Genomic DNA, 19,275 nt, shown 5'->3' with positions numbered 1-19,275 from the left:
GGGGGTGGTGTAACCGTCTGGGCCGGCTCATGATTCCCGGCGGGCGGGTGCTGCGCTGTTGCGGCGCGGACCGTGTATAACGATCCCGGCGCCTGGATCATTTCCGACCCCGGCGGGCGGGTGCGACGCTGCGCTGTTCGGGCACGGACCGTGTGTAACGATCCCGGGCCCCGGATCATTCCCGACCCGGTAGGGGCGCTGCGCTGTTCGGGCGCGGACCGTGTGTAACGATCCCGGCGCCTGGATCATTCCGGACCCGGTAGGGACGCCGCGCTGTTCGGGCGCGGACCGTGTGTAACGATCCCGGCGCCTGGATCATTCCCGGCGCCAGCGGGTGCGGTGCTGCGCTGCGCGGACCGAGCCGGCTTATTCCGGCTCCGTGGCGGGCCGGTGCGGCACTCCGCTGGAGGCGGACCGATGTAACGATCCCGCCGCGCCGAATCATTCCCCGCTGGTTGGTGCGGCGCTCCCACGCGTTCGACTCCGGGCACGATCCACGCGCCCTCGATGGGAGCTATATCCCAAATCCGACACGGCATCCTGATCGCCGGATTTCGGCGACGTTCCGGCTCGGCAGCGAACCAGATCGGCGAGCGGGCGGGAGCCCGGGGGCGCGGGGCGGATGCGCCGGCCCGGTCAGGGCTCGGGTTCGGGGATTTCGCGGCCGCCGCCCAGCCGGTACTCGGCCGGGTCGACGGGTGGGGCGGCCACGTCCTCGCTGCCCTCGTTTCGGGGGGAGTCGGCACCGATGCCGATCGGCGCGTCCTCCGCTTCCTGGTCGCCCGGGTCGGGCGGCTCGCTCTGGCCGGGCTCGCCCTGCGGCGGGTCGGCGCCGGGCGCGCGGGCGCCCGAGGTGACGGCCGGCGCCTCGTCCTCGGAGATCATCTGGCGTGCCGCCGTCCCGCCCATCGTGTCGGCCCCCCGCTCGGTGCGGGCCGCGTCGCGCCGGTCCGGCCCGTTTGACGTCCCCATGCGGTACCCCCGTTCTCGCCGTAGCGGGGTACCCAGGTCGTGCCCGGCTATCCCCGAGACCGACCGGACGCGCCGATGGTGTCGCGGGTGCGGCGCCCGCACCGCAGCACGCCGTCGTCGATCCGGCCGTACCGTAGCGCCAGCAGGTCGTGGGCGTAGCTCATCCCGAGTCGCCACGGCGCGCGGGAGCCGGCCCGCGGGAAGTCGTCGACGGCGCGCAGCACGTACCCGGCCTGGAAGTCCAGCAACGGGCGCCGCTCCACGGCCGTGGTGCCGGGGACCGGCACGGCGTAGTCCTGGCCGCGTGCCTCCAGGTACCGCAGCAGCCGGACCACGTACCCGCTCACCAGGTCCGCCTTCAGGGTCCAGGAGGCGTTGGTGTACCCGATGGTGAAGGCGAAGTTCGGCACGCCGCCGAGCATCATGCCCTTGTACGCCAGGGTCTCCGGCAGCGACACGTCGTGACCGTCCACAGTGAACCTAATCCCGCCGAGGGCCAGCAGGCGGAGCCCGGTGGCGGTGACGACGATGTCCGCGTCGAGGTCGGCACCGGACGCCAGGCGCAGCCCGGTTTCGGTGAACTCTCCGATGTGGTCGGTCACCACCGACGCCTTGCCGCGCCGGATGGCGGTGAACAGGTCCCCGTTCGGCGCGAGGCACAGCCGCTGGTCCCACGGTTGGTACCGGGGTGCGAAGTGGGTGTCGACGGCGTAGCCCGGCGGCAGTTGCCGGACCGCGGCCTTGCGCAGCATCGACTTCACCACGTGCGGGCGGCGCCGGCTCAACTGGTAGAACAGCGTCCCCAGGGTCACGTTCTTCCACCGCGTCACCGGGTAGGCGCCGCGCGCCCCGAGCAGGCGGCGCAGGCGGTTCGCGACCGGGTCCCGCGCGGGCCGGGACATGATGTACGTGGGGGAGCGTTGAACCATCGTCACGTGGGCGGCCTGGTCGGCCATCGCGGGGACGAGCGTGACCGCGGTCGCGCCGCTGCCGATGATGACGACGCGCTTGCCGGTGTAGTCCAGTTCGGCCGGCCACGCCTGCGGGTGCACGACCGTGCCGCGGAACCGCTCGATGCCCGGGAAGTCGGGTGTGTGCCCGCCGTCGTACCGGTAGTAGCCGCCGCACACATACAGGAACTGTGCGGTCAGCCGCACCGGCCGCCCGCCGTGCGTCGCCTCCACCGTCCACAGCGCGTCCTCAGTGGACCATGATGCGCGCTCGACCCGGTGCCCGAAGCGGATGTGCCGGTCGATGCCCGCCTCGGCGGCCGTCTCGCGGATGTACCGCAGGATCGACGGGCCGTCCGCGATCGCCTCCGCCTCGGCCCACGGGCGGAACCGGTATCCGAGGGTGTGCATGTCCGAATCCGAGCGCACACCGGGGTACCGGAACAGGTCCCACGTACCGCCGATGGCGTCGCGCGCCTCCAGGATCGTGTAGCGGCGGTGAGGGAAGGCCGACTGGAGGTGGTGTGCCGCGCCGATGCCGGACAGCCCGGCGCCGACGATGAGCACGTCCACATGGCCGTTCTCCACGCCCCGGTGAGCCCGCTCCGCCGCGGTCGTCGGCAGCCTAGGCGCTGGTCGCGGCATCGGTACCCCTCTCCGGCGCGGACCGTCCGGCGGTGGCTGCCGCGACGGGTCGGGCGGGCGCGGTCCGCCGCCGCACGACGGCCAGGCCGCCGTTGCCCGGCGCGTTCGCGATGCCCCGGGAGTGCCATGGCTCGCCGGGTTCGTCGGTCGGCTCGAGGGTGAAGTCGCGCAGCAGCGTGCGCAGGACGACGTCCATCTCCATGGTGGCGAACGCCGCGCCGAGGCAGCGCCGGGCGCCGCCGCCGAACGGGATCCACCGGTACAGGTCCGGCTTGGCGTCGATGAACCGGTACGGGTCGAAGGCCCGCGCGTTCGGGAACACCGCCTCGTTCTCGTGCAACAGGCCGATGTTGACCATCACGGTGTGCCCCTTCGGCAGCGTCCACCGGCCCAGTCGCAGGCTGTCCGCCGTCACCCGGCGGCCCACGATGTCGATGACCGGCCGGCTGCGCTGGACCTCCGCGATCGTCGCCTCGCGCAGCACCCTGCCGCCCGCGTCCGCCTCCTCGACCAGCTCGCGCAGGACCCGCGGGTGCCGGCGCAGTCGCTCGACCGCCCAGCCCAGCGTGTTGGCGGTGGTCTCGTGCCCGGCGGCGAGCAGGGCGAGCATCTCGTCCGCGAGGTCGCCCCGGCTCATCGGCGAGCCGTCCTCGTACCGGCTCTGCACCATCATCGCGAGGATGTCGTCCCGAGCGTCCAGGGCCGGGTCCGCCTCCGCCCGCGCGATCAGGCCCCCGATGATGGCGTCGTACTCGCGGCGCATCGCCCAGAACCGGCCCCACGGGCTCCACCGCCCCCAGTCGACCTGCGGCAGCGGCAGCACCGCCAGCCGGGAGCCGACCGTGACCATCGCCGGCAGCAGGTCGCGCAGCCGGGCGAACTCGGCGCCCTCGGCACCGAACACGGCTCGGAGGATGACGTTGAGCGTGATGCGCATCATCGACGGCAGTGCCGGGAACGGCCGCCCCGCCGGCCAGGTCGCCATCTGGCGGACCGCCTCCTCCTCGACGATCCGCTCGTACGCGGTGAGCCGGCGGCCGTGGAACGGGGGCACCAGGAGCTTGCGCCGGCGGCGGTGCGCCTCGCCGCCGAGCGCGAACAGCGAGCCGGAGCCGAGCACCCGCCCGAGGTTGGGCTCGAGGTTGTCGGCGAGGTCGGCGCGGGTCTGGAACAGCTGCCGGACCTCGGTGGGGTCGCTGATCACCACGACCCGCCCGAAGACCGGCAGGGTGACCGTGAACGCGTCGCCGTAGCGGTCGCGCCACCGCGGCATGCCGCGTCGCGGTCGGGTCAGCCCGTGGGCGATCTGGACGAATCGGGGCGACGACGGGCCCGGGGGGAGCGTGGCGGTCGGCATGGGGGAGGAACCTTCCGAGGGTGGTACGTGAACGTACCACCGAACGGTACGCTCGTGTACCGTGCCCATTCAAGGCACTCGCTGCTCCGGGAGGTAGCAAGTGACGACGGTGACCGCCCTACACCGGTGGCCCGCCCCGGGCCCGCCCGGCGCGACGGAGGATGCGGGCGCCTTCCGGCGGCGGCTGCTCGACGGGCTCGCCGCCTCGATCGCGGAGACCGGTTACCGCAACACCACGGTCGCCGACATCGTGCGCCGGGCGCGCACCTCCCGGCGGACCTTCTACGAGCACTTCTCCGGCAAGGAGGCGTGCTTCGTCGCGCTGCTGACCGACACGAAGACGGAGATGGTGCGGCGGATCGCCGCCGCCGTGGACCCGGCCCGGCCGTGGCGGCACCAGGTGCGGCAGGCGATCACCGCCTGGATCGACTGCGCCGAGTCGACGCCGGCCATCACGCTGAGCTGGATCCGGGACCTGCCGTCGCTGGGCGCCGCGGCCCGGGACCTCGAGCGGGACGTGATGGCGGCGTTCGTCGTCATGATCGAGACCCGGTGCGACACCGCGCAGTGGCGCTCGGCGGGCGCCGGGCCGGTCTCCCTGCACCTGGCCATCCTGCTGCTCGGCGGGTTGCGCGAACTGTTCGCCGTGACAGTGGAGGACGGCGGGCGGCTCAGCGACGTCACCGAGGTCGCGGTCCGGGCCACGATCGCGCTGCTCGGCCCGCCGGCGGAGCCCCCGCCCGCGGTCAGCCCGACCGCCTGAGAACCCCCACACGAGCTACCCCGGCGCGTCGGGTCGCCTGTTCGGCCGAGTCGACGTCCGTCAAACCGGGGAGTATGTGGCATATCCCACACATCTATGGCGTTTCATGTCGACGCATGTGCCTGTGTGGTTCTCGTGACGGCCGGGGCGCCTGTGCCACCTAGGTATCGACATGCACGACAGGATCGGACATGTCGGATGACGCCCTTTCGTGGCCCGTTCCGGCGCGGCTGCGGTCGGATGGGAATTCTTGCATGCCCCGATCCCACGTCCGGCCGGCACAGGACCCTGGCGAAATCGGGCGTTTACCTGCCTAACCTGGCCCGATGCGCAACGACGGAGCGAAGGCGACGCAGCTCCCCGAGGCTGCTGTCGCCGGCGTCAACGAGGAAACCGGCTCGCCCGACGAGCCCGGGAACGTTCTCCAGACCGATGCGGCCCGCCCGTGGCACCGCGGCCTCCCGGAGCGGGTGGCGGCGCTTGGCCTGGACCGCCTGAACCCGGCCCGCCTGAAGGTGGACCGCCTCAATCTGAACCGCCTGCGGGTGGACCCGCCGAACCCGGAGCGGTTCGGGCCGATCGCGTCCCGGCTGTGGGCGGAGCGGAAGGCGGGCACGGTCGCGATCGCCGCCCTGGCGCTGTTCGGCTGGTTCGCCGCGGCCGACGTGTCCGGCACCGCGGATGAGCCGGCGCGGGACGGCGCATCCGTGCATTCGATGCGGCTGGAGGGCGGCGAGACCACCTCGCGCGGCGGCGACCGGACGGACGCGACGGCGAGCCGCACCTCGCCCGACAACGCCTCGGCGGACCCGGCCGAGGACGGCCCGGCCGGCCGTGGTGCCGCCGCGGACCCGAACTCGGCCCCGGACGGTGCCCCGGCGGCCCAGGACGCCGAGAAGCCGGTGGCGCCGATCGGCGGGCTGACCCAGCGGCAGATGGACTACGCCGCCACCATCGTCAAGGTGGCGGACCGGAAGCGGATGCCGGACCAGGCCGCGGTCATCGCGGTGTCGACCGCGCTCCAGGAGTCCTACCTGCGCAACCTGGGCAGCACGGTAATCCCCGAGTCGCAGGCCATCCCGAACGACGGCCTCGGGTCGGATCACGACTCGGTGGGCCTGTTCCAGCAGCGGTCCTCCACCGGCTGGGGCCCGGTCCGCCGGCTGATGGACCCGGACTTCTCCTCGTCGCAGTTCCTCAGCCGGCTCTCCGAGATCCCCGGCTGGCAGCAGATGAGCGTCACCCAGGCGGCGCAGGCCGTCCAGGTGTCCGCGTTCCCCGACGCGTACGCCAAGTGGGAGCCGTTCGCCCGCCAGATCGTCACGGCGGTCCGCGAGGCGCACCAGTAGCCCCTTCCCCCGTCCCCCAACCGTTCACCGGTCCGCCCGTTCGCGGGCGGACCGGTTACGGGTCTATTGACGATCGAGGGGCCGTCATGCCTCGGCGATCACGAGGTAGAAGGTGAACCCAAGCGAGGACGGATCCGTTCGCCTGACGCCGCAACCAGGCGTCCGCGTCCGCCTCCGCGATGGCCCCGGCGGCCACGGCGCGGGCGGAGTTCCGGCGCAGCCCGAGGATCTGGTCCGCCGTGGCGAAGTCGCGGAACAGCACGGCGATGGGCTCCACCGACCGCACCCGGAACCCCGCAGCACCGTACAGCCGGACCAACTGCCGCCCGACCGTGGGAATGCGGTGCTTAGGCCGGGTTGGTGCCGTCGGCGTGCATCTGAACCAGTGTGTGCAGCGCGTCCCGGCAGCGCAGCAGGCGATCGGTGATCTCGTCGAAGACGGCGGGATCGGTACGGCCGCCGTCTTCGCGCCACAGCGCCCGGAGCGCGGCCTGGCCGCGCGCCAGTTGGGTGGCGGCGCCCTCGACCAGGCCGACGTGCTGGTCGCGACAGGCGGGCGGGGCGAGTTCGGCCCTGCGGCGGGCCGCGCGCAGCGGTTCGCCGGGGCGGGAGAAGAGGGCGGCCGGAGCGCCGCCGACCCCGCCGCGGAACCGAGCGTCACCCCCGGCCGTGCCGCCGAACCGGTCGCCGCCGCCGGTTACCTGGTCGGCGGCGATCCAGGCCAGAACGTACTCCAGTTCGGTGGCCGCGACGGTCATCCGGCCGATCGCCGTCAAGGTCTGCTCAGCGAGCCTCCGCACCCGCCGACCCTACCGGAGCCGGTGCTCGCCGCCCGCGACGCCGACGGCGAACACGTCGACCAGGAACCGGATCAGGCTGCGCGCGTCGGTGGCGCGCAGCGTCGGCCATACCTGTGGTGGCGGTGTCTTGTCGCTCATGCGGCCGAGTCTGCCGAAGCGATCTCCCGCGCGGCTTGAAGGTTTCGGAACTCCTCGCGCCACCACCGGGCCGGCGGCGCCCCGGCCAGCGCGCCGAACTCGCGGGTCAGGTGCGCCTGGTCGGCGTACCCGCAGTCGGCCGCGAGCGCGGCCAGCGGGTACGCACCGCCCCGGGCGACCATCAGCCGCCGCGCCCGGTCGAAGCGGGCGACGCGGCCGGCGACCTTCGGGGCGAGGCCGATCTCGGCGAAGCGGCGGCTCAGGTACCGGGTGCTCCAGCCGATCTCCCGGGCCAGCGAGGCCACCCGCCGTGGCGCGGCCCGCGAGCTGCGCAGGAGACCACCGGGCCCGCGGGTGTTGCCGCTCGCGGGGCGGTGCGCTTGGCGTATGCGATTCGGTCTTGCCGGCGGCGCGGCCCGGCTGCTCGCCGTGCCCTTTGCCCGGATGCTGCGGGCCGTCGGTCGCGGTGCGGCCGGCTCCAGTCGCCTCGGCTGCGCGGGACCCCGTCGCGCGGCCTCAGGCGCCGGCCGTGGCGGCCCGGGGATCGGCGGCGGACGCGAGCCGGGCGATGTCGCGCGGCGAGACCACGCCAACGACGCGGTGCTGGTCGTCCAGCGCGACCGCCCGTCCGTCGCTGCACCCGTCCATCCGGGGCAGCAGGTCCGCGACGGACTCGTCCGGGTCGGTCTGGGGGACCTCGCCGACCGGGCAGGCGATATCACCGAGGCGGGTGTGCTCGCGCTGGTCGGTGGGGATCGCGCGGATGCGGTTGAGGGTCACCAGGCCGGTCAGCCGGTGGTCGGCGTCGACCAGGGGGTAGGTCGAGTACGGCTGGCGCAGCGCCACCTCGTCGAGGAAGCGTGCCACGTTCGTGTCCGCCGTGGCGGTGATCGGTGCCGAGGACATCACCCGGCGCACCGGTACGCCGCGCAGCCGCTCCCCGACCCGGGCCTGCCGCTGTTCGGCGTTGGCCAGTTGGAGCACGAACCAGCCCAGGATCACCAGCCACAGGCCGCCGAATCCGCGCAGCAGCACGATCTCGGCGATGCCGAGGCCGATCAGGACGAACCCGAACACCCGCCCCGCCCGGGTCGCGGCCAGTTCGGCCCGCGTCCGATCGCCGGTACCCCACCACACCAGGGCCCGCAGGACCCGCCCGCCGTCCAGCGGCGCCGCCGGTACCAGGTTGAACACGCCGAGCACGAGGTTCGCGAGCGCCAGGTAGGCCAGCGTGCCGACCACCAGGCCCGGCACGGCGTGCGTCGCGGACAGCCCGGCCGACAGCGCGGCGAACACCCCGCCGAGGACGAGGCTGGTGCCCGGGCCGACGACCGCGACCGCCAGGTCCGCCCTCGGGCTGCGCGGTTCCCCCCGCAGCCGCGTCACGCCGCCCAGCAGCCACAGCGTGATGCCCTCGACGTTCAGGCCGGTGGCCCGGGCGACCACCGCGTGTGACAGCTCGTGGAGCAGGATCGACAGCACCAGCAGCAGCCCGGCGACGATGCCGGCGCCGATGTACGCGGCCATCGACAGGCCGGGGTACAGCGCCGGGAACCGGCCGACGGCCAGGCCGATGCCGACCAGCATGACGATGACGATGACCCCGATGTTCGCGTCGACCGGGACACCCGCCCAGCGGCCGAGCCGGAGGTTGCCGCGCATGCCACCCCTCTTTCCGTGCCCGTTTTCGTGCCCGTGTCCTCCGGTAGGACTACCCGCCCCGCACGCGGTTATGGCGCCCCTCCCCGGACGCGACGGGGAGGAAGGTGGGCGGCGTGGGTGTGGGCCGGGTGGGTAAGCCGGTACCGACGGCGAAGGACAAGCAGAGGAGGGGAACCTGATGGCCATCACCGATCCGGCCGAACTGTTCCTGTACGACCTTTCCGTCCAGTACGACGCCGAGGCCAAGGCCGCGGCCCTGCTCGGCGCGATCCGCGACCGAGTGGGGGACGGGCCGCTGGCCGAGTCGATCCAGCGGGAGGAGCAGCACGCCCAGAATCGGCTCCGCGAACTGGACGCGTGCTTCGGTGACCTGCGCAGCACCCCGGCGAACGCGTCCTGCGAGACGGTGGACGGGATGCACCGGGAGTTCGACCGGTTCGTGTCGCTGAACCCGGCCTACGATGCCCTCCAGATGTACGCCGCGGGTGCGGCGCAGAAGTTTTCCCGGTTCGGCGTGGGCAGCTACCGGAGCCTGGTGGACGAGGCGATGCAGATGGGCGAGACCGGCGTCGTGCAGCGCCTGCAGACGAACCTGCTGCGGGTCGAGCGGTGCGCCAGCAAGATGGAGTGCGTCAAGCACGACGTGACAGGGAAGGTGCTGGCGCCGGTGTGACGCCGGGCCGGCGGGACGGGCGGCGGCGCGCACCGCGCCGCCGCCCAGGGGTGCCATGTGGGGTGGCAGGTCAGCCGATCGGCTCCTCCTGCGTGCCCCGGCCGGGTCGCCGTGCGAGCGCCCCGCCCTCCTCGTCGGGCCGGAGCCGGTGGCGCGGGTGCGTCTCCGGCGCCTCGGCGCCTTCCTCAGCCTGGGCCCGGCGGTATGGCCGCTGCTCGCCGCCGGTAGGGCGGCCGGCGAGCGACTCGGTGATGCGCCGCAGCAGGTCGCCGGGGGCGCCGCCGACCCGGTCCGCGAGGGCGGCCGTGCCGGTGGCCAGCGCCCGGCGCAGCTTGCGTTGGCGGCCGAGCAGGTAACCGATGCCGACCGCCGTACCGATCTGTGCGACGCGCTTCACGGGTGCCGTTCTCCTCCCGGGATGGAATTCGGCTGTTTCGGATCCACCTGCTACCCGGTGTGCCTCTCGCAAAACCGCGAAGTCCGGCCGTTTGTGGCTCGGGTTGGATATTGCAATGGGGCGCGTAAATGCCGCCCCCGCGCAGCCCCATGTCCCCCCGGCACCGCGATCGGCGCGGGGCGCGAGGGGCGGGTGGTGTTCAAACCCGCGCCGGTTCGGATCTTTGGTCAGAGAACTCCGCCCGGGGCGGGCGATAGCGCCGCAGACACGCTGAAAGCCGCCGTCGCGGCGTAACCGCCGGGCGGCGCGCCCCGATGCAGGCGTTGACGATTCGCTCCCGCGATCGGGGATCGACGGGGGGATCGGACGGGGGATCAGCGGCGAATCGACGACAGGAAACGGCCGTTCGCCCGGTACGCCGCGCCGGCTGGGTGCGGCGTACCGGCTCGGTGAGAAGGGTTACTCCATGCTGTGGTGGTTGATCGTGGCCGTGACGGGGGGTCTGCTCGCCGCGGCCGGCCCGCGCCGCCCGGCGCACCGCGCGTTCGGCGCGCTCTCGCTGGTCACGACCGCGCTGGTGTTCGTGCGCTCGTGGGCGCACGCCGGGGACGGCTGGGCGCCCTGGGCGGTGGCCAGCGCGATGCTGCTCGCGGTCCTGCTGAACGCGGTCGGTCTGCTGATCCTGCTGGCCGGTAGCCCGCGCCACCGGCACCGGCACATCGTCTACAACGGGTACGGCCTGCTGTTCACCGTCGTCGCGGCGTGGTGGGCCGCGGTCGGCCCGCACCCGCACGGCACCGCGGTGATCACGGCCACGGCCGGGACGCTCGCGACGTACGGGGTGGGCTCCGTGGTGCTCGCCATATACAAGCATCGCCAGCCGGTGCCGGCGCCGGTGTCGCCGGCACCGCCGATCGGCCATCGGGGCGCCCGGCGGGGGTGATCAGCACCGGGCGCCCGCCCCCCGGCATGCCCCGGATCCCCTCGGCCGGGTGAACCGGCCTCACCCTCAGCGGCGGCACTATTCCCCGGTTGTGACGCGGAGTCCCGCGAAGGAGGGGTCATGGCTGAGCTGGTGTTCATCGACAAGGTGGCCGACCGGGCGGGTGTCTCCGCCGAGGTCGCGCAGACGCTGACCGAGGCGACCCTGGTCACCCTCGCCCGGCGGATCAGCGGGGGTGAGGCGGCCGACCTGGCCGACCGGATGCCCGACCAGCTCCGCCCGTTCCTCGTCAAGGCGACCGAGCCGGCCGAGTCGTTCCCGCCGCAGGAGTTCGTCAACCGGGTGGCCGAGTCGTCCGGAGTGGACCGCCTCACGGCGGAGCGCGGCGTGGTGGGCGTCCTGCGCGCGATGCGCGACGTGGTGGGCCAGCACGAGTTCGAGGACATGCTCTCGCAACTGCCGAAGGAGTTCCGGGCGCTCGCGGCCGGCGTCCCGATGCCGTTCTGAGGCCGCGCCGGTGCGACGGGGCTACCGGCAGAGCTTGACGTTCGGCTCGACCTCGTACTTGTTGAAGATGGTGTCCACCTTGCCGATGCCGGCGCTCTGCTCGATCGGGGTGGCGTTGAACAGGTCCAGGAACGCGTTGATGGCCTTCACCAGGTACGCCGGGATCTTGTACCCGACGCCGTAGTCGAGCCAGATGCCGAGTTGGGCGCCGCGGCAGAAGGCGAGCGGGGCGCCGGCCGCGGAGCCGACGGTCAGGCCGGCGGTGGTGGTGACGGTGGCGTAGAGGCCGGCGGTGAAGCCGAACGCCCCGAGGCCGACCCGGAACGACGCCTGGTGGTCCACGATGATGCCGTTGACGCCGACGGACACCCCGGTCATCGAGTCCAGGATGCTGTTGCGGACGGTGAACGGGCCGGGCATCTTGGGGGTGAACGACCCGTCCGCGTACCCGAAGCCGATGGCGCCGGCGAGACTCCACTCGCCGGACGCCTTGATGTTGCCGTCCTTGGCGCTGAACGCGGTCTGCACGCCGACGGTCTGGTTGACGGTGGCGCTGAACGGCACCCCGAGGATCTGGCCGATCGGCACGCTGAAGTCGAGCGGCACCGGTAGCCGCTTGTTGATGTTGTGCCCGGTCTCGGTGGCGGCGGCGATGTCCAGGCGCAGCCCGATCATGCCGCCGATCTCCAGCCGGGCCACGGTGACCCGGCCCCCGCGGATCTCCAGGTGGAACCCGGCCGAGGGGCGACCGAGCAGCAGCGTGGCGGTGCCGGCGACCCGGACGCCGCCGGCGTCGTAGGTGAACCGCGCGCCCACGCCGCCGGAGCAGCAGAACGGCGTGACCCGGAAGCCGCCCGCCGCCTCGGCCCGCCGCGCGGCGACCCGCACGACCGCTCGCTCGGGGGCCTGCTCGGGGGCTTGGCCGGTGGTCAGGTGCAGGGCGGCGGTGCGCGTCACGCCGGGCGCCCGGCGGTTGGTCGGCGCCACGGTCGGGCCGGCGCCCGGCTCGCCATCCACTTCGGACCAGAACGGCGTGCCCGCGGCGTGCTCGACGGGTGCGTCGATGGCGCTCTGCCCGTCGAAGGTGCCGTCGCGGATCACCTCGGTGAGGTCGACGGGTCCGAGGGTGACCGCGAGGTCGGCGCCGTCCCGGCGGGCGTCGAGCACCCGGCCGACCACCCTCCCGGTGAGGAACATGACCCGGCCGCGCCGCACCTTGTCGGCGCCGCCCGCGCCGGGGTCGATCCGCCAGGTCAGCGCGTCGGGCGACACGGACCGCACCGCGCCGCCACCGCCCGCGACGAACACCACGTCCGGTTGGTACGTGACGCCCGCGTCGCGGACCGGCGCGGCGCCGTACCGCTGGTCGTCGCCGGCACCGCGGCCCGCGTCCGGCGCCGGGGCGGCCCCGTCGCAGGCCGTGAGCGCCAGGACGACCACGGCGACGGCCAGCGCGCCGGCGCGGCCCCTCATCCACCCCATCGACGCACCACCCTCAGAGCCGGCCGGCGACCGTGCGGACCGCCTCCTCCATCGGCTTCACGAACTTGGCCCAGTCCTCCAGCCGGGTCAGCCGGATCGCCACCCACACGCCGGACTTGTTGACGAACGCGACCCCGTCCTCCAGGTACGCCTCGTCGCCGATGCCGGCGAGGGTCTCGAACTTGTGGCCGAGGTTGTCCCGGTCGATGTCGAGGAACTTCTTCGCCCCGTCACCGACGTAGATCTCCACCTGGGCGGTGGGCCCGGTCACCGGCCCCGTGTAGGTGCAGCTTTCCTGCACCCGAACGCCATCCTCCAACGCGGTGCCGGCGAGCTTCTCCGCCTCCTTTTTGACCAGCAGCGTGCACGGGTCCACGTCGCTGGCCGCCGCGGCGGTGGCGGTGGGCTCGCCGGCGGGGGCATCGGTCGCCGGGGCGGTGGTGGCGGCGGCCGGCGGCGCGGCCGTCTCCTTCCCGTCGTCGCCGCAGCCGGTCAAGGCCGCGAGGGCCACGCAGGCAAGGGTCGCGGCCGCCGCGCGGGGGGCGTGCCTCAGGTACGACATGGAACTTCGCCTCTCGGGTCGGCGGGGATCAGTGGGGGAGAGCGGCGAGGAGCTTGCGCATGACGGGGTCGTAGGCCGCCGGGGTGGGGTTGGAGCCGAGGTGCTCGAAGTTGGACAGGTTCAGCGTGTAGGCGCCGGCCTTGCCGATGAGCACCGCCTCCGCGCCGATGTCCTTGACGGCGAGGTAGCCCTTGCCGCCCTCGTTGAGATCGGTCACGGTGTCGAACGTCTCGCCGGCCAGGTTGCGCTGGTAGTCGTACGTCACCTCGGCGGCGAAGCTGGACGACATCGTCACGGTCAGCCCGGCCACCCCCTTGCCGTCGCCGAACACGCACGGCCCGCTGTCCACCAGCTTCTCGCCGACCAGTTCGGACGCCGTGGCGGCGGTGAACGGGCACGGCGGCGGGCCGGCGTCCGGGCCGACGTCCGCGTCGCCACCAACCAGGTCTTCGATCCCCAGTCCGGCGTCCGGGCCGGCATCGCCGCCCGCGGAGCCGGTGCCACCGCAGCCGGCAAGCGCCAGCACGGCCAGGCAGATGGTGGGCAGGATCAGTCGGCGCACGGGAACTCCTCCGTTGCGGGGCCGGTAGCGGGCCGGTCGGTCGGGGGCGGGGTCATCCACCGGGCCGGGTTGACCCGGTCCACCCGCCAGGCGGCCGCCTCGGCCGCCGCGGTGACCGCCGCCGTGTCGACCCCCTCGACCAGCGCCAGCACGACGTCGTCGGCCGGCAGGTGGACGGCCGCTACCAGGCGGGTGCCGTCCGTGGTGAGGTCCGGCACCGGGTCGGGCTCGGCGCCGCCCGAGCTGTCGTACTGCTCGAGGGCGAACAATCGGCGGTTCACACCGCTGACGCTACGGTCGCCGGGCCCACCGGGAATCCGGCGTTTCCCTCGCTATTGACAGCCGCGACCCGCGACCCGCCCTCCGGCCGCCGGCTCCGCTCGGCACCGGAGGGGGATCAGTGGCGCGGGGAGCGGGCGGCCAGGGCGGCGGCGAGTTCGGCGCGGCGGGAGATGCCGAGCTTGCGGTAGACGCGGGAGAGGTTGGCCTCCACCGTCTTCGGGCTGACGAACAACTCGTCGGCGATCGCTCGGCTGGTGCGGCCCTGCGCGGCGAGCCGCGCGACGCGGTCCTCGGTGGTGGTCAGGTGCGCGGGCGCCGGCGGCCGGCCGCCCACCCGGCCGAGTTCGGCGCGGGCCCGCTCGGCGAACGCGGCCGCGCCGAGCGCCTCGAACTCGGCCACCGCCGCCTCCAGCGCCTCCCGCGCCGGCCGCTTGCGCCGGGACCGGCGGTGCACCATGCCCGCCACCAGCAGGCACCGCGCCCGATCCAGCGGCAGTACCTCCTCCGGTACGGCGGCCCGGGCCGAATCCAGGTCGGCCAGCGCGCCCGCCGGGTCGGCGCCGGACGCGCTGGCCAGCAGGGCGCGGCTACGGGCCGTGCCGAGGATCGTCCACGGCCGGGGCAGGCGCTCGTTGCGCCGCGCCAGCCGGTCCAGCGCCGCGGCGGCGGTCACCAGGTCGCCGGTGCCGACACACGCCTCGATCCAGTCCGGCTCGAAGCGCTGGGCCAGCGGCTCGGCCAACCCCATCCCCTCGACCGTCGCGGCCAGGCGCCCGTACGCGGCGGCGGCGTCGCCCGGCCGGCCGGCGCTGAGCGCCACGAACCCGGCCAGCTGCTGGTTGATCCGGCGGCACCAGTCGTCGTCCAGCTCGTCGGCCAGCCGCAGGCCGGCCGCGGCGGCGCGCTTCGCCTCCGCCAGCCGGCCCCGGTGCGCGTCCAGCAGCGCGGCCAGCCAGGTCTCGCTGATCAGCTCGGCGCCGAGCCGCAGCCCGAGGTCGCGGGCCGCCGCGATGTGCCGCCCGGCCGCCGCCCACCGGCCGGCGAACAGCTCCGCCTCGCCGAGATGCATGAGCAACTCGTGCTGGGACGGTTCGTCGCCCCGCTCGACCGCCCGGTCCAGCAGCCATCGCAGGCGCTCCCGCGCCCGGACCGGGTCGTCGATCGCCTTCCACCAGATCGCCGGGATCGTGCCGCCCAGCCACAGCGGCTCCGCGCCCTCCATCGCCAGCGCCCGCTCCAGCACCGCCGTGGGCGCCGGCCGGCCGCCGCGCACCTGCCCGAGAAACAGGTACAACAGCGCGGCGGCCAGCAGCGGTCGGTCCTCCTCCCGGCCCTCCAGCAGGGCGATCGCCGCCTCGGCGTGCTCGCAGGACGGCTCGGGCGCGTCCCGGAACAGGGCCAGGTGGGCGTGGATCCGGCCGGCCAGCGGGGAGCCGGGCGGCGCCGCCGCGAGCGCCCGGCGGGCCGCGTCCACCGCGATGCCGCTGGACTCGTCGGCGCTCCACGCCACCACCGCCCGCAGCAGCAGCGCCTCGGCCCGCACCTCCCCGGCGAACTCGGCGGCGACGGCCTCCGCGGCGGCCCGGGCGGCCGGATGGTCCCCGCCGTCGAACCGGCACCGCGCCGCCGCCAACCGCCGCTCGCCCAGCGCCAGCACCTCCTGGCCGGGGGTGAGCCGGGCCGCCAGGTCGTACAGGTGGGCCGCGGTCTCCGGCGCGCCCCGCTTGTGCTGCCGCCGGGCCGCCTCGGCCAGCGCCCCGGCGACCGCCGCGTCCGGTCCGGTGGCGCAGAGGGCGAGGTGGCGGGCCCGCTCGTCTGGGTCCGCCACGACCCCGGCCAGCCTGCGGTGCAGCCCCCGCCGGACGCCGGGCGGGATGCCGGCCCGCACCGTCGCCGCGTACACCGGGTGGCAGAACTCCACCCCGCCCGGCGTCACGACCAGGAGCCCGGCCTCCTCCGCCGGGTCGAGCGCGCCGGCCGGCACCCCCGCCGCCGCCAGGTCCCGCGACTGGGGGGTGGCGAGCAACGCGGCGAGCCGGACGGCGTCCCGGCACCCGGGCGGCAGATCGGCCAGCACCTCGTCCACCAGTTGCTGCATGGACGAGGCCACGGGCAGTTCCTGCCCCGGCGCCGGGGGCCGGGGCAGCCGCCGCACGGCGCGGGCCACCTCGATGGCCAGCAGCGGGTTGCCGCCCGCCTCCCGGGCGATCCGCCCCAGCAGCGGCCGGCTGAGCCCGGCCCCGGTCCGCTCCCGCAGGATGTGGTGCAGCGCCCCGACGCCCAGTGGCTCCAGCGCCATCCTGGTCAGGCCGTCCCCGCGCGGACCGTCCGCCAACCCCAGCGGGACCACCTCCGCCTGCCCACCGGCCGTGCGGCAGGACACCAGCGTGGCGACCCCCGGGCCCACCCGCCGCAGCGCGAACCGCAGCGCGCGCTCGCTCGGCCGGTCCAGCCACGGCGCGTCGTCCACCGCGACGAGCACGGGCGCACCGGCCGCCGCCGCGACGACCGAGTCCAAGAGAGACCGGGTGGCCGCGGCCACGCTCCGCTCGTCCACGGTCTCCTCGGCGTCCCGGGCGAGCAGCACCACCTCCGCGGCGACCCGCTGTGGCCGCGGCAACCCGGCCACGTGCCCCTCGAGCGGGCGCAGCAGGTCGGCCAGGGCGGCGAACGGCAGATCCTGCTCCGGCTCGGCCGGCGCGCAGCCGAGGACCACCCAGCCGGCCGCGGCCGCCTCGGCGGCCAGCGCCCGCAGCAGCGCCGTCTTGCCGATCCCCGCCGGGCCGCTGAGCAGCACCGACCCGGGCCCGGCGAGCGCTCGCCAGGCCCGGTCGAACACCTCGTCGCGGCCGACGATCGCACCACGCATGCCCGCGATTGTGGCAGCCGCCCGCCCGGGACAGGCCGCTGCGGTTGCGGCGCGCCCTGCCGGCTTCATTCCCACTCACTTGCGGCAAAGGTCGCACTGCCTGCTGCAATATTGCCTTTAACCGACAGTTTCGCAGCTCGTTGGCCCCTGACTGGCTGCACGAAGGCCGCTGGGCACATCGGCAAGCTGCGGCGTCTCTGCAGGCGGGCCGATCTCCGTCTGGCGCTTTGGCGGCCGGCGGCGATCGCACGGCCGAGGCGGGGACTGCCGGAGCCGGCGAACAGCGAACTCGTCGGCCACGGCGTGGCGGGTAGCAACCTGGCTGCTCAACCGCCGGCGTCGGGCGACCGGCGTTCGTGGCGACGGCGGGCGATCCGCCAGGCGACCACGGCGGCCACCACGACGACGGCGATGACGACGGCGGCGACCCGGCCGAGGGTCCGCTCGACGGTGCGGTAGGAGTTGCCGGCCAGGTAGCCCAGCACGACGTTACCCACGCCCCAGACGATCCCGCCGGCCGCGTTGTAGGCCAGGAAGCGCGGGTAGTGCATGTGGACGGTGCCGGACAGGAACGGCATCACGGCGCGCAGGAAGGCCACGAACCGGCTGAGGAACACCGCCGGGCCGCCGCGCCGGGCCAGGAACCCGCGGGCGGCCTCCACCCGCTCGCGGCGGCGGCGCATCGGCGGGGTGGCCAGCAGCCGGGTGCCGTAGCGGGCGCCGACCTCGTACCCCACGCTGTCACCGGCGATCGCCGCGACCACCACGACAAGGCACATCAGCGAGAGGGCGACGTGATGACTGCTGGCCGCGACGCCGCCGAGGATCGCGGCCGTCTCGCCGGGTATCACGAACCCCACGAACAGCGCGTCCTCGGCGAACACCAGCAGACCGACCAGCAGGTAGACCACCGACCCGTGCAGGGCGAGCAGGCGGTCCAGCAGCGCGGTCACGGGTGGTGGGATGCCCACCGGCGCGTCCGATCATGCGGTCCCCGCACCTGACGGCCGGACGCCAAGCCGACCCCGGGGCCGGCATCCGGCGGATAACGCCCAGGCCACGGCGACAACCTTCGCCCGTCCGCCCCGCGTCTGGTCTTCCAGTCGAGCGGACGGGAGCGGCGGGCACGTGACGGCATGGTCGGTGATTGTGCGGGGCATCCGGTACCGGCCGGGGCGGTCGCTGGTGGTGGCGCTCCTGGTGATGCTGGCGGTGGCGACCGCGGTGGCGGTGCCGGCGTACACCCGCGCGTCGCAGCAGTCGGTGCTGACCGACGTGCTGGCGGCCGAGCCCCGCTTCCAGATCGGGGTCACCGGCCGCAGCGCCATGGTCGACATGGCCGTCACCCAGGCCACCACCCGGGACCTGGTCGCCGCCCGGCCCGAGCTGGCCCGCCGGCTCGGCGAGCCGGTGACCGCGGTTGAGTTGGAGATGGCGGTGCCCGGCGAGAAGGAGGCCACCCGGTTACCCGTCGTCTGGCGCGGCGACGCCTGCCGGCACCTGGCCGTGGTGGCCGGCGCCTGCCCGCAGGGTCCGCGCCAGGTACTGCTCAGCGAGCGGGCGGCCGGGCAGTTGCGGCGCACGGTGGGGCAGGAGGTGCCGTTCCTCGTGCTGGTCCCGTCCGGCCTCGGCCGGACCACCGCGCCGGGCATGAACGCCGTCATCAGCGGCCTGTACGACCCGACCCGCAACCTGCAGGACGATTTCTGGGGCAGCGGGGCCTACTTCGGCTCCGGGTACGACGCGACGCGCGGCATCCGCACCCTCGACTCGGCGTTCATGGCCGAGCCGGCGCCGCTGACCGGCCTGGGTCCGCTGCCCACGGTGTCGGTGGAGTACCCGCTGCGCGTCGCCGACGTGCGGCTGGCGGACGTCCCGGCGCTGCGGGCCGCGCTCGCCGGCGCCACCGTGGCCGGCACCGAGGCCGACGTGTCGATCGAGTCCGCCCTGCCGCAGGCGCTGGACCGGGCGGTCGGGCAGCAGCGGGCGCTGTCCCGCTCGGTGCCGCTGGTCGCGCTGCCGCTGGTCCTGCTCTGCCTGTTCGTGCTGTTCGCGGTGGCCGCCGCGGTGACCGAGGAGCGCGGCCCGGAGATCGCCCTCGGCCGGCTGCGCGGCCTGCGCCCCGGGCAGCTCGGCGGGTTCGGCGTCGGCGAGCCGCTCCTGCTCACGGCGCTCGCGGCACCGTTCGGGGTGGCGCTCGGCCTGCTCGTCACCGAGGCGGCGGCCCGGTGGTTCCTCGCCGGCCCCGTGGGCGCCGAGCCGACCCCGGCGGTCCCGCTGGCGGCGGTCGCGGCGGTGCTGGCCGCGGCGGCGGCGGTCGCGCTGGCCGGCCGCCGGGTCGTGCGCACCGGCGTGCTGACGC

20 protein-coding genes are annotated in these 19,275 nt (G+C 74.6%); 6 read left to right on the top strand and 14 right to left on the bottom strand.

What is annotated here, in order from left to right; genetic code table 11:
- Positions 1 to 636: 636 nt before the first annotated feature.
- From KJS59_RS29130 to KJS59_RS29120, 3 genes are read right to left on the bottom strand one after another with little or no spacing between them, the layout of a single operon-like run.
- A complete protein-coding gene (locus tag KJS59_RS29130; protein WP_213456944.1) occupies positions 637 to 972 on the bottom strand; it encodes a hypothetical protein in 336 nt (111 codons plus the stop codon).
- A gap of 47 nt (positions 973 to 1,019) precedes the next feature.
- Positions 1,020 to 2,567, bottom strand: a complete 1,548-nt coding sequence (locus KJS59_RS29125; protein WP_213456942.1) for a flavin-containing monooxygenase — start codon at positions 2,565 to 2,567, stop codon at positions 1,020 to 1,022.
- The gene (locus KJS59_RS29120; RefSeq protein ID WP_213456940.1) at positions 2,548 to 3,924 is read right to left on the bottom strand and encodes a cytochrome P450; all 1,377 of its coding nucleotides are present in this window, start codon (positions 3,922 to 3,924) and stop codon (positions 2,548 to 2,550) included. Before KJS59_RS29120 ends, KJS59_RS29125 begins: the two co-directional genes overlap by 20 nt.
- 100 nt (positions 3,925 to 4,024) lie before the next feature.
- Here KJS59_RS29120 and KJS59_RS29115 point away from each other — a divergent pair, with 100 nt between their 5' ends.
- Entirely contained in the window at positions 4,025 to 4,687 is a 663-nt protein-coding gene (locus KJS59_RS29115) for a TetR/AcrR family transcriptional regulator (protein WP_249715085.1), read from the top strand.
- A 326-nt stretch (positions 4,688 to 5,013) separates the two neighbouring features.
- Positions 5,014 to 6,036, top strand: coding sequence for a hypothetical protein (locus tag KJS59_RS29110; RefSeq protein ID WP_213456939.1), 1,023 nt, complete (start codon positions 5,014 to 5,016; stop codon positions 6,034 to 6,036).
- 347 nt (positions 6,037 to 6,383) lie between these two features.
- Here KJS59_RS29110 and KJS59_RS29105 read toward each other — a convergent pair whose 3' ends face one another.
- The 4 genes from KJS59_RS29105 to KJS59_RS29095 form a co-directional block, all read right to left on the bottom strand.
- The gene (locus tag KJS59_RS29105; protein WP_213456936.1) at positions 6,384 to 6,836 is read right to left on the bottom strand and encodes a hypothetical protein; all 453 of its coding nucleotides are present in this window, start codon (positions 6,834 to 6,836) and stop codon (positions 6,384 to 6,386) included.
- A gap of 9 nt (positions 6,837 to 6,845) precedes the next feature.
- Positions 6,846 to 6,974, bottom strand: coding sequence for a hypothetical protein (locus tag KJS59_RS31945; RefSeq protein WP_283775925.1), 129 nt, complete (start codon positions 6,972 to 6,974; stop codon positions 6,846 to 6,848).
- The gene (locus KJS59_RS31590; RefSeq protein ID WP_249715084.1) at positions 6,971 to 7,279 is read right to left on the bottom strand and encodes a helix-turn-helix domain-containing protein; all 309 of its coding nucleotides are present in this window, start codon (positions 7,277 to 7,279) and stop codon (positions 6,971 to 6,973) included. Before KJS59_RS31590 ends, KJS59_RS31945 begins: the two co-directional genes overlap by 4 nt.
- 211 nt (positions 7,280 to 7,490) lie before the next feature.
- Complete coding sequence (locus tag KJS59_RS29095; protein WP_213456932.1) at positions 7,491 to 8,636, bottom strand: site-2 protease family protein; 1,146 nt, start codon at positions 8,634 to 8,636, stop codon at positions 7,491 to 7,493.
- Positions 8,637 to 8,814: 178 nt separating this feature from the next.
- Here KJS59_RS29095 and KJS59_RS29090 point away from each other — a divergent pair, with 178 nt between their 5' ends.
- Complete coding sequence (locus tag KJS59_RS29090) at positions 8,815 to 9,309, top strand: DUF892 family protein (protein WP_213456930.1); 495 nt, start codon at positions 8,815 to 8,817, stop codon at positions 9,307 to 9,309.
- A gap of 70 nt (positions 9,310 to 9,379) precedes the next feature.
- On the opposite strand, the gene KJS59_RS29085 is transcribed toward KJS59_RS29090, so the two are convergent.
- Positions 9,380 to 9,706 carry a hypothetical protein gene (locus KJS59_RS29085; RefSeq protein ID WP_213456928.1) on the bottom strand — a complete coding sequence of 109 codons (327 nt, stop codon included), beginning with the start codon at positions 9,704 to 9,706 and terminating at the stop codon, positions 9,380 to 9,382.
- Positions 9,707 to 10,172: 466 nt separating this feature from the next.
- On the opposite strand from KJS59_RS29085, the gene KJS59_RS29080 reads away from it, so the two are divergent.
- Positions 10,173 to 10,649 (top strand): hypothetical protein, encoded by a 477-nt coding sequence (locus KJS59_RS29080; protein ID WP_213456926.1) that lies wholly within the window; start codon positions 10,173 to 10,175, stop codon positions 10,647 to 10,649.
- Positions 10,650 to 10,769: 120 nt separating this feature from the next.
- Positions 10,770 to 11,156, top strand: coding sequence for a DUF2267 domain-containing protein (locus tag KJS59_RS29075; RefSeq protein WP_213456924.1), 387 nt, complete (start codon positions 10,770 to 10,772; stop codon positions 11,154 to 11,156).
- Positions 11,157 to 11,177: 21 nt separating this feature from the next.
- Here KJS59_RS29075 and KJS59_RS29070 read toward each other — a convergent pair whose 3' ends face one another.
- The 6 genes from KJS59_RS29070 to KJS59_RS29045 form a co-directional block, all read right to left on the bottom strand.
- Positions 11,178 to 12,638: a hypothetical protein gene (locus tag KJS59_RS29070; RefSeq protein ID WP_213456922.1), complete on the bottom strand. Its 1,461-nt coding sequence runs from the start codon at positions 12,636 to 12,638 to the stop codon at positions 11,178 to 11,180.
- 13 nt (positions 12,639 to 12,651) lie between these two features.
- On the bottom strand, positions 12,652 to 13,200 hold the full coding sequence (locus KJS59_RS29065; protein WP_213456919.1) for a DUF3558 family protein: 549 nt from the start codon (positions 13,198 to 13,200) through the stop codon (positions 12,652 to 12,654).
- Between the two features lie 28 nt (positions 13,201 to 13,228).
- Complete coding sequence (locus KJS59_RS29060) at positions 13,229 to 13,762, bottom strand: hypothetical protein (protein WP_213456917.1); 534 nt, start codon at positions 13,760 to 13,762, stop codon at positions 13,229 to 13,231.
- Entirely contained in the window at positions 13,750 to 14,043 is a 294-nt protein-coding gene (locus KJS59_RS29055) for a hypothetical protein (protein WP_213456915.1), read from the bottom strand. Before KJS59_RS29055 ends, KJS59_RS29060 begins: the two co-directional genes overlap by 13 nt.
- Before the next feature lie 116 nt (positions 14,044 to 14,159).
- On the bottom strand, positions 14,160 to 16,913 hold the full coding sequence (locus KJS59_RS31940) for a helix-turn-helix transcriptional regulator (RefSeq protein WP_213456913.1): 2,754 nt from the start codon (positions 16,911 to 16,913) through the stop codon (positions 14,160 to 14,162).
- A 326-nt stretch (positions 16,914 to 17,239) separates the two neighbouring features.
- Positions 17,240 to 17,866: a DedA family protein gene (locus tag KJS59_RS29045; RefSeq protein ID WP_213456911.1), complete on the bottom strand. Its 627-nt coding sequence runs from the start codon at positions 17,864 to 17,866 to the stop codon at positions 17,240 to 17,242.
- Positions 17,867 to 18,041: 175 nt separating this feature from the next.
- Between KJS59_RS29045 and KJS59_RS29040 the strand changes: the two genes are divergently transcribed.
- The coding region (locus KJS59_RS29040; protein WP_213456909.1) for an FtsX-like permease family protein at positions 18,042 to 19,275 on the top strand (1,234 nt) is incomplete at its 3' end.

This window comes from Rhizomonospora bruguierae (assembly GCF_018397995.1).
Taxonomy (GTDB): Bacteria; Actinomycetota; Actinomycetes; order Mycobacteriales; family Micromonosporaceae; genus Rhizomonospora; species Rhizomonospora bruguierae.
This window is presented reverse-complemented; position numbering and strand designations above follow the sequence as displayed.

Bases quoted from the DNA above. Each gene is read 5' to 3' on its own strand.
- KJS59_RS29095 (WP_213456932.1), bottom strand. From the start codon at position 8,636: ATGCGCGGCAACCTCCGGCTCGGCCGCTGGGCGGGTGTCCCGGTCGAC.
- KJS59_RS29070 (WP_213456922.1), bottom strand. From the start codon at position 12,638: ATGGGGTGGATGAGGGGCCGCGCCGGCGCGCTGGCCGTCGCCGTGGTC.
- KJS59_RS29110 (WP_213456939.1), top strand. From the start codon at position 5,014: ATGCGCAACGACGGAGCGAAGGCGACGCAGCTCCCCGAGGCTGCTGTC.
- KJS59_RS31945 (WP_283775925.1), bottom strand. From the start codon at position 6,974: ATGAGCGACAAGACACCGCCACCACAGGTATGGCCGACGCTGCGCGCC.
- KJS59_RS29120 (WP_213456940.1), bottom strand. From the start codon at position 3,924: ATGCCGACCGCCACGCTCCCCCCGGGCCCGTCGTCGCCCCGATTCGTC.
- KJS59_RS29065 (WP_213456919.1), bottom strand. From the start codon at position 13,200: ATGTCGTACCTGAGGCACGCCCCCCGCGCGGCGGCCGCGACCCTTGCC.
- KJS59_RS29125 (WP_213456942.1), bottom strand. From the start codon at position 2,567: ATGCCGCGACCAGCGCCTAGGCTGCCGACGACCGCGGCGGAGCGGGCT.
- KJS59_RS29075 (WP_213456924.1), top strand. From the start codon at position 10,770: ATGGCTGAGCTGGTGTTCATCGACAAGGTGGCCGACCGGGCGGGTGTC.
- KJS59_RS29130 (WP_213456944.1), bottom strand. From the start codon at position 972: ATGGGGACGTCAAACGGGCCGGACCGGCGCGACGCGGCCCGCACCGAG.
- KJS59_RS31940 (WP_213456913.1), bottom strand. From the start codon at position 16,913: ATGCGTGGTGCGATCGTCGGCCGCGACGAGGTGTTCGACCGGGCCTGG.
- KJS59_RS29090 (WP_213456930.1), top strand. From the start codon at position 8,815: ATGGCCATCACCGATCCGGCCGAACTGTTCCTGTACGACCTTTCCGTC.
- KJS59_RS29080 (WP_213456926.1), top strand. From the start codon at position 10,173: ATGCTGTGGTGGTTGATCGTGGCCGTGACGGGGGGTCTGCTCGCCGCG.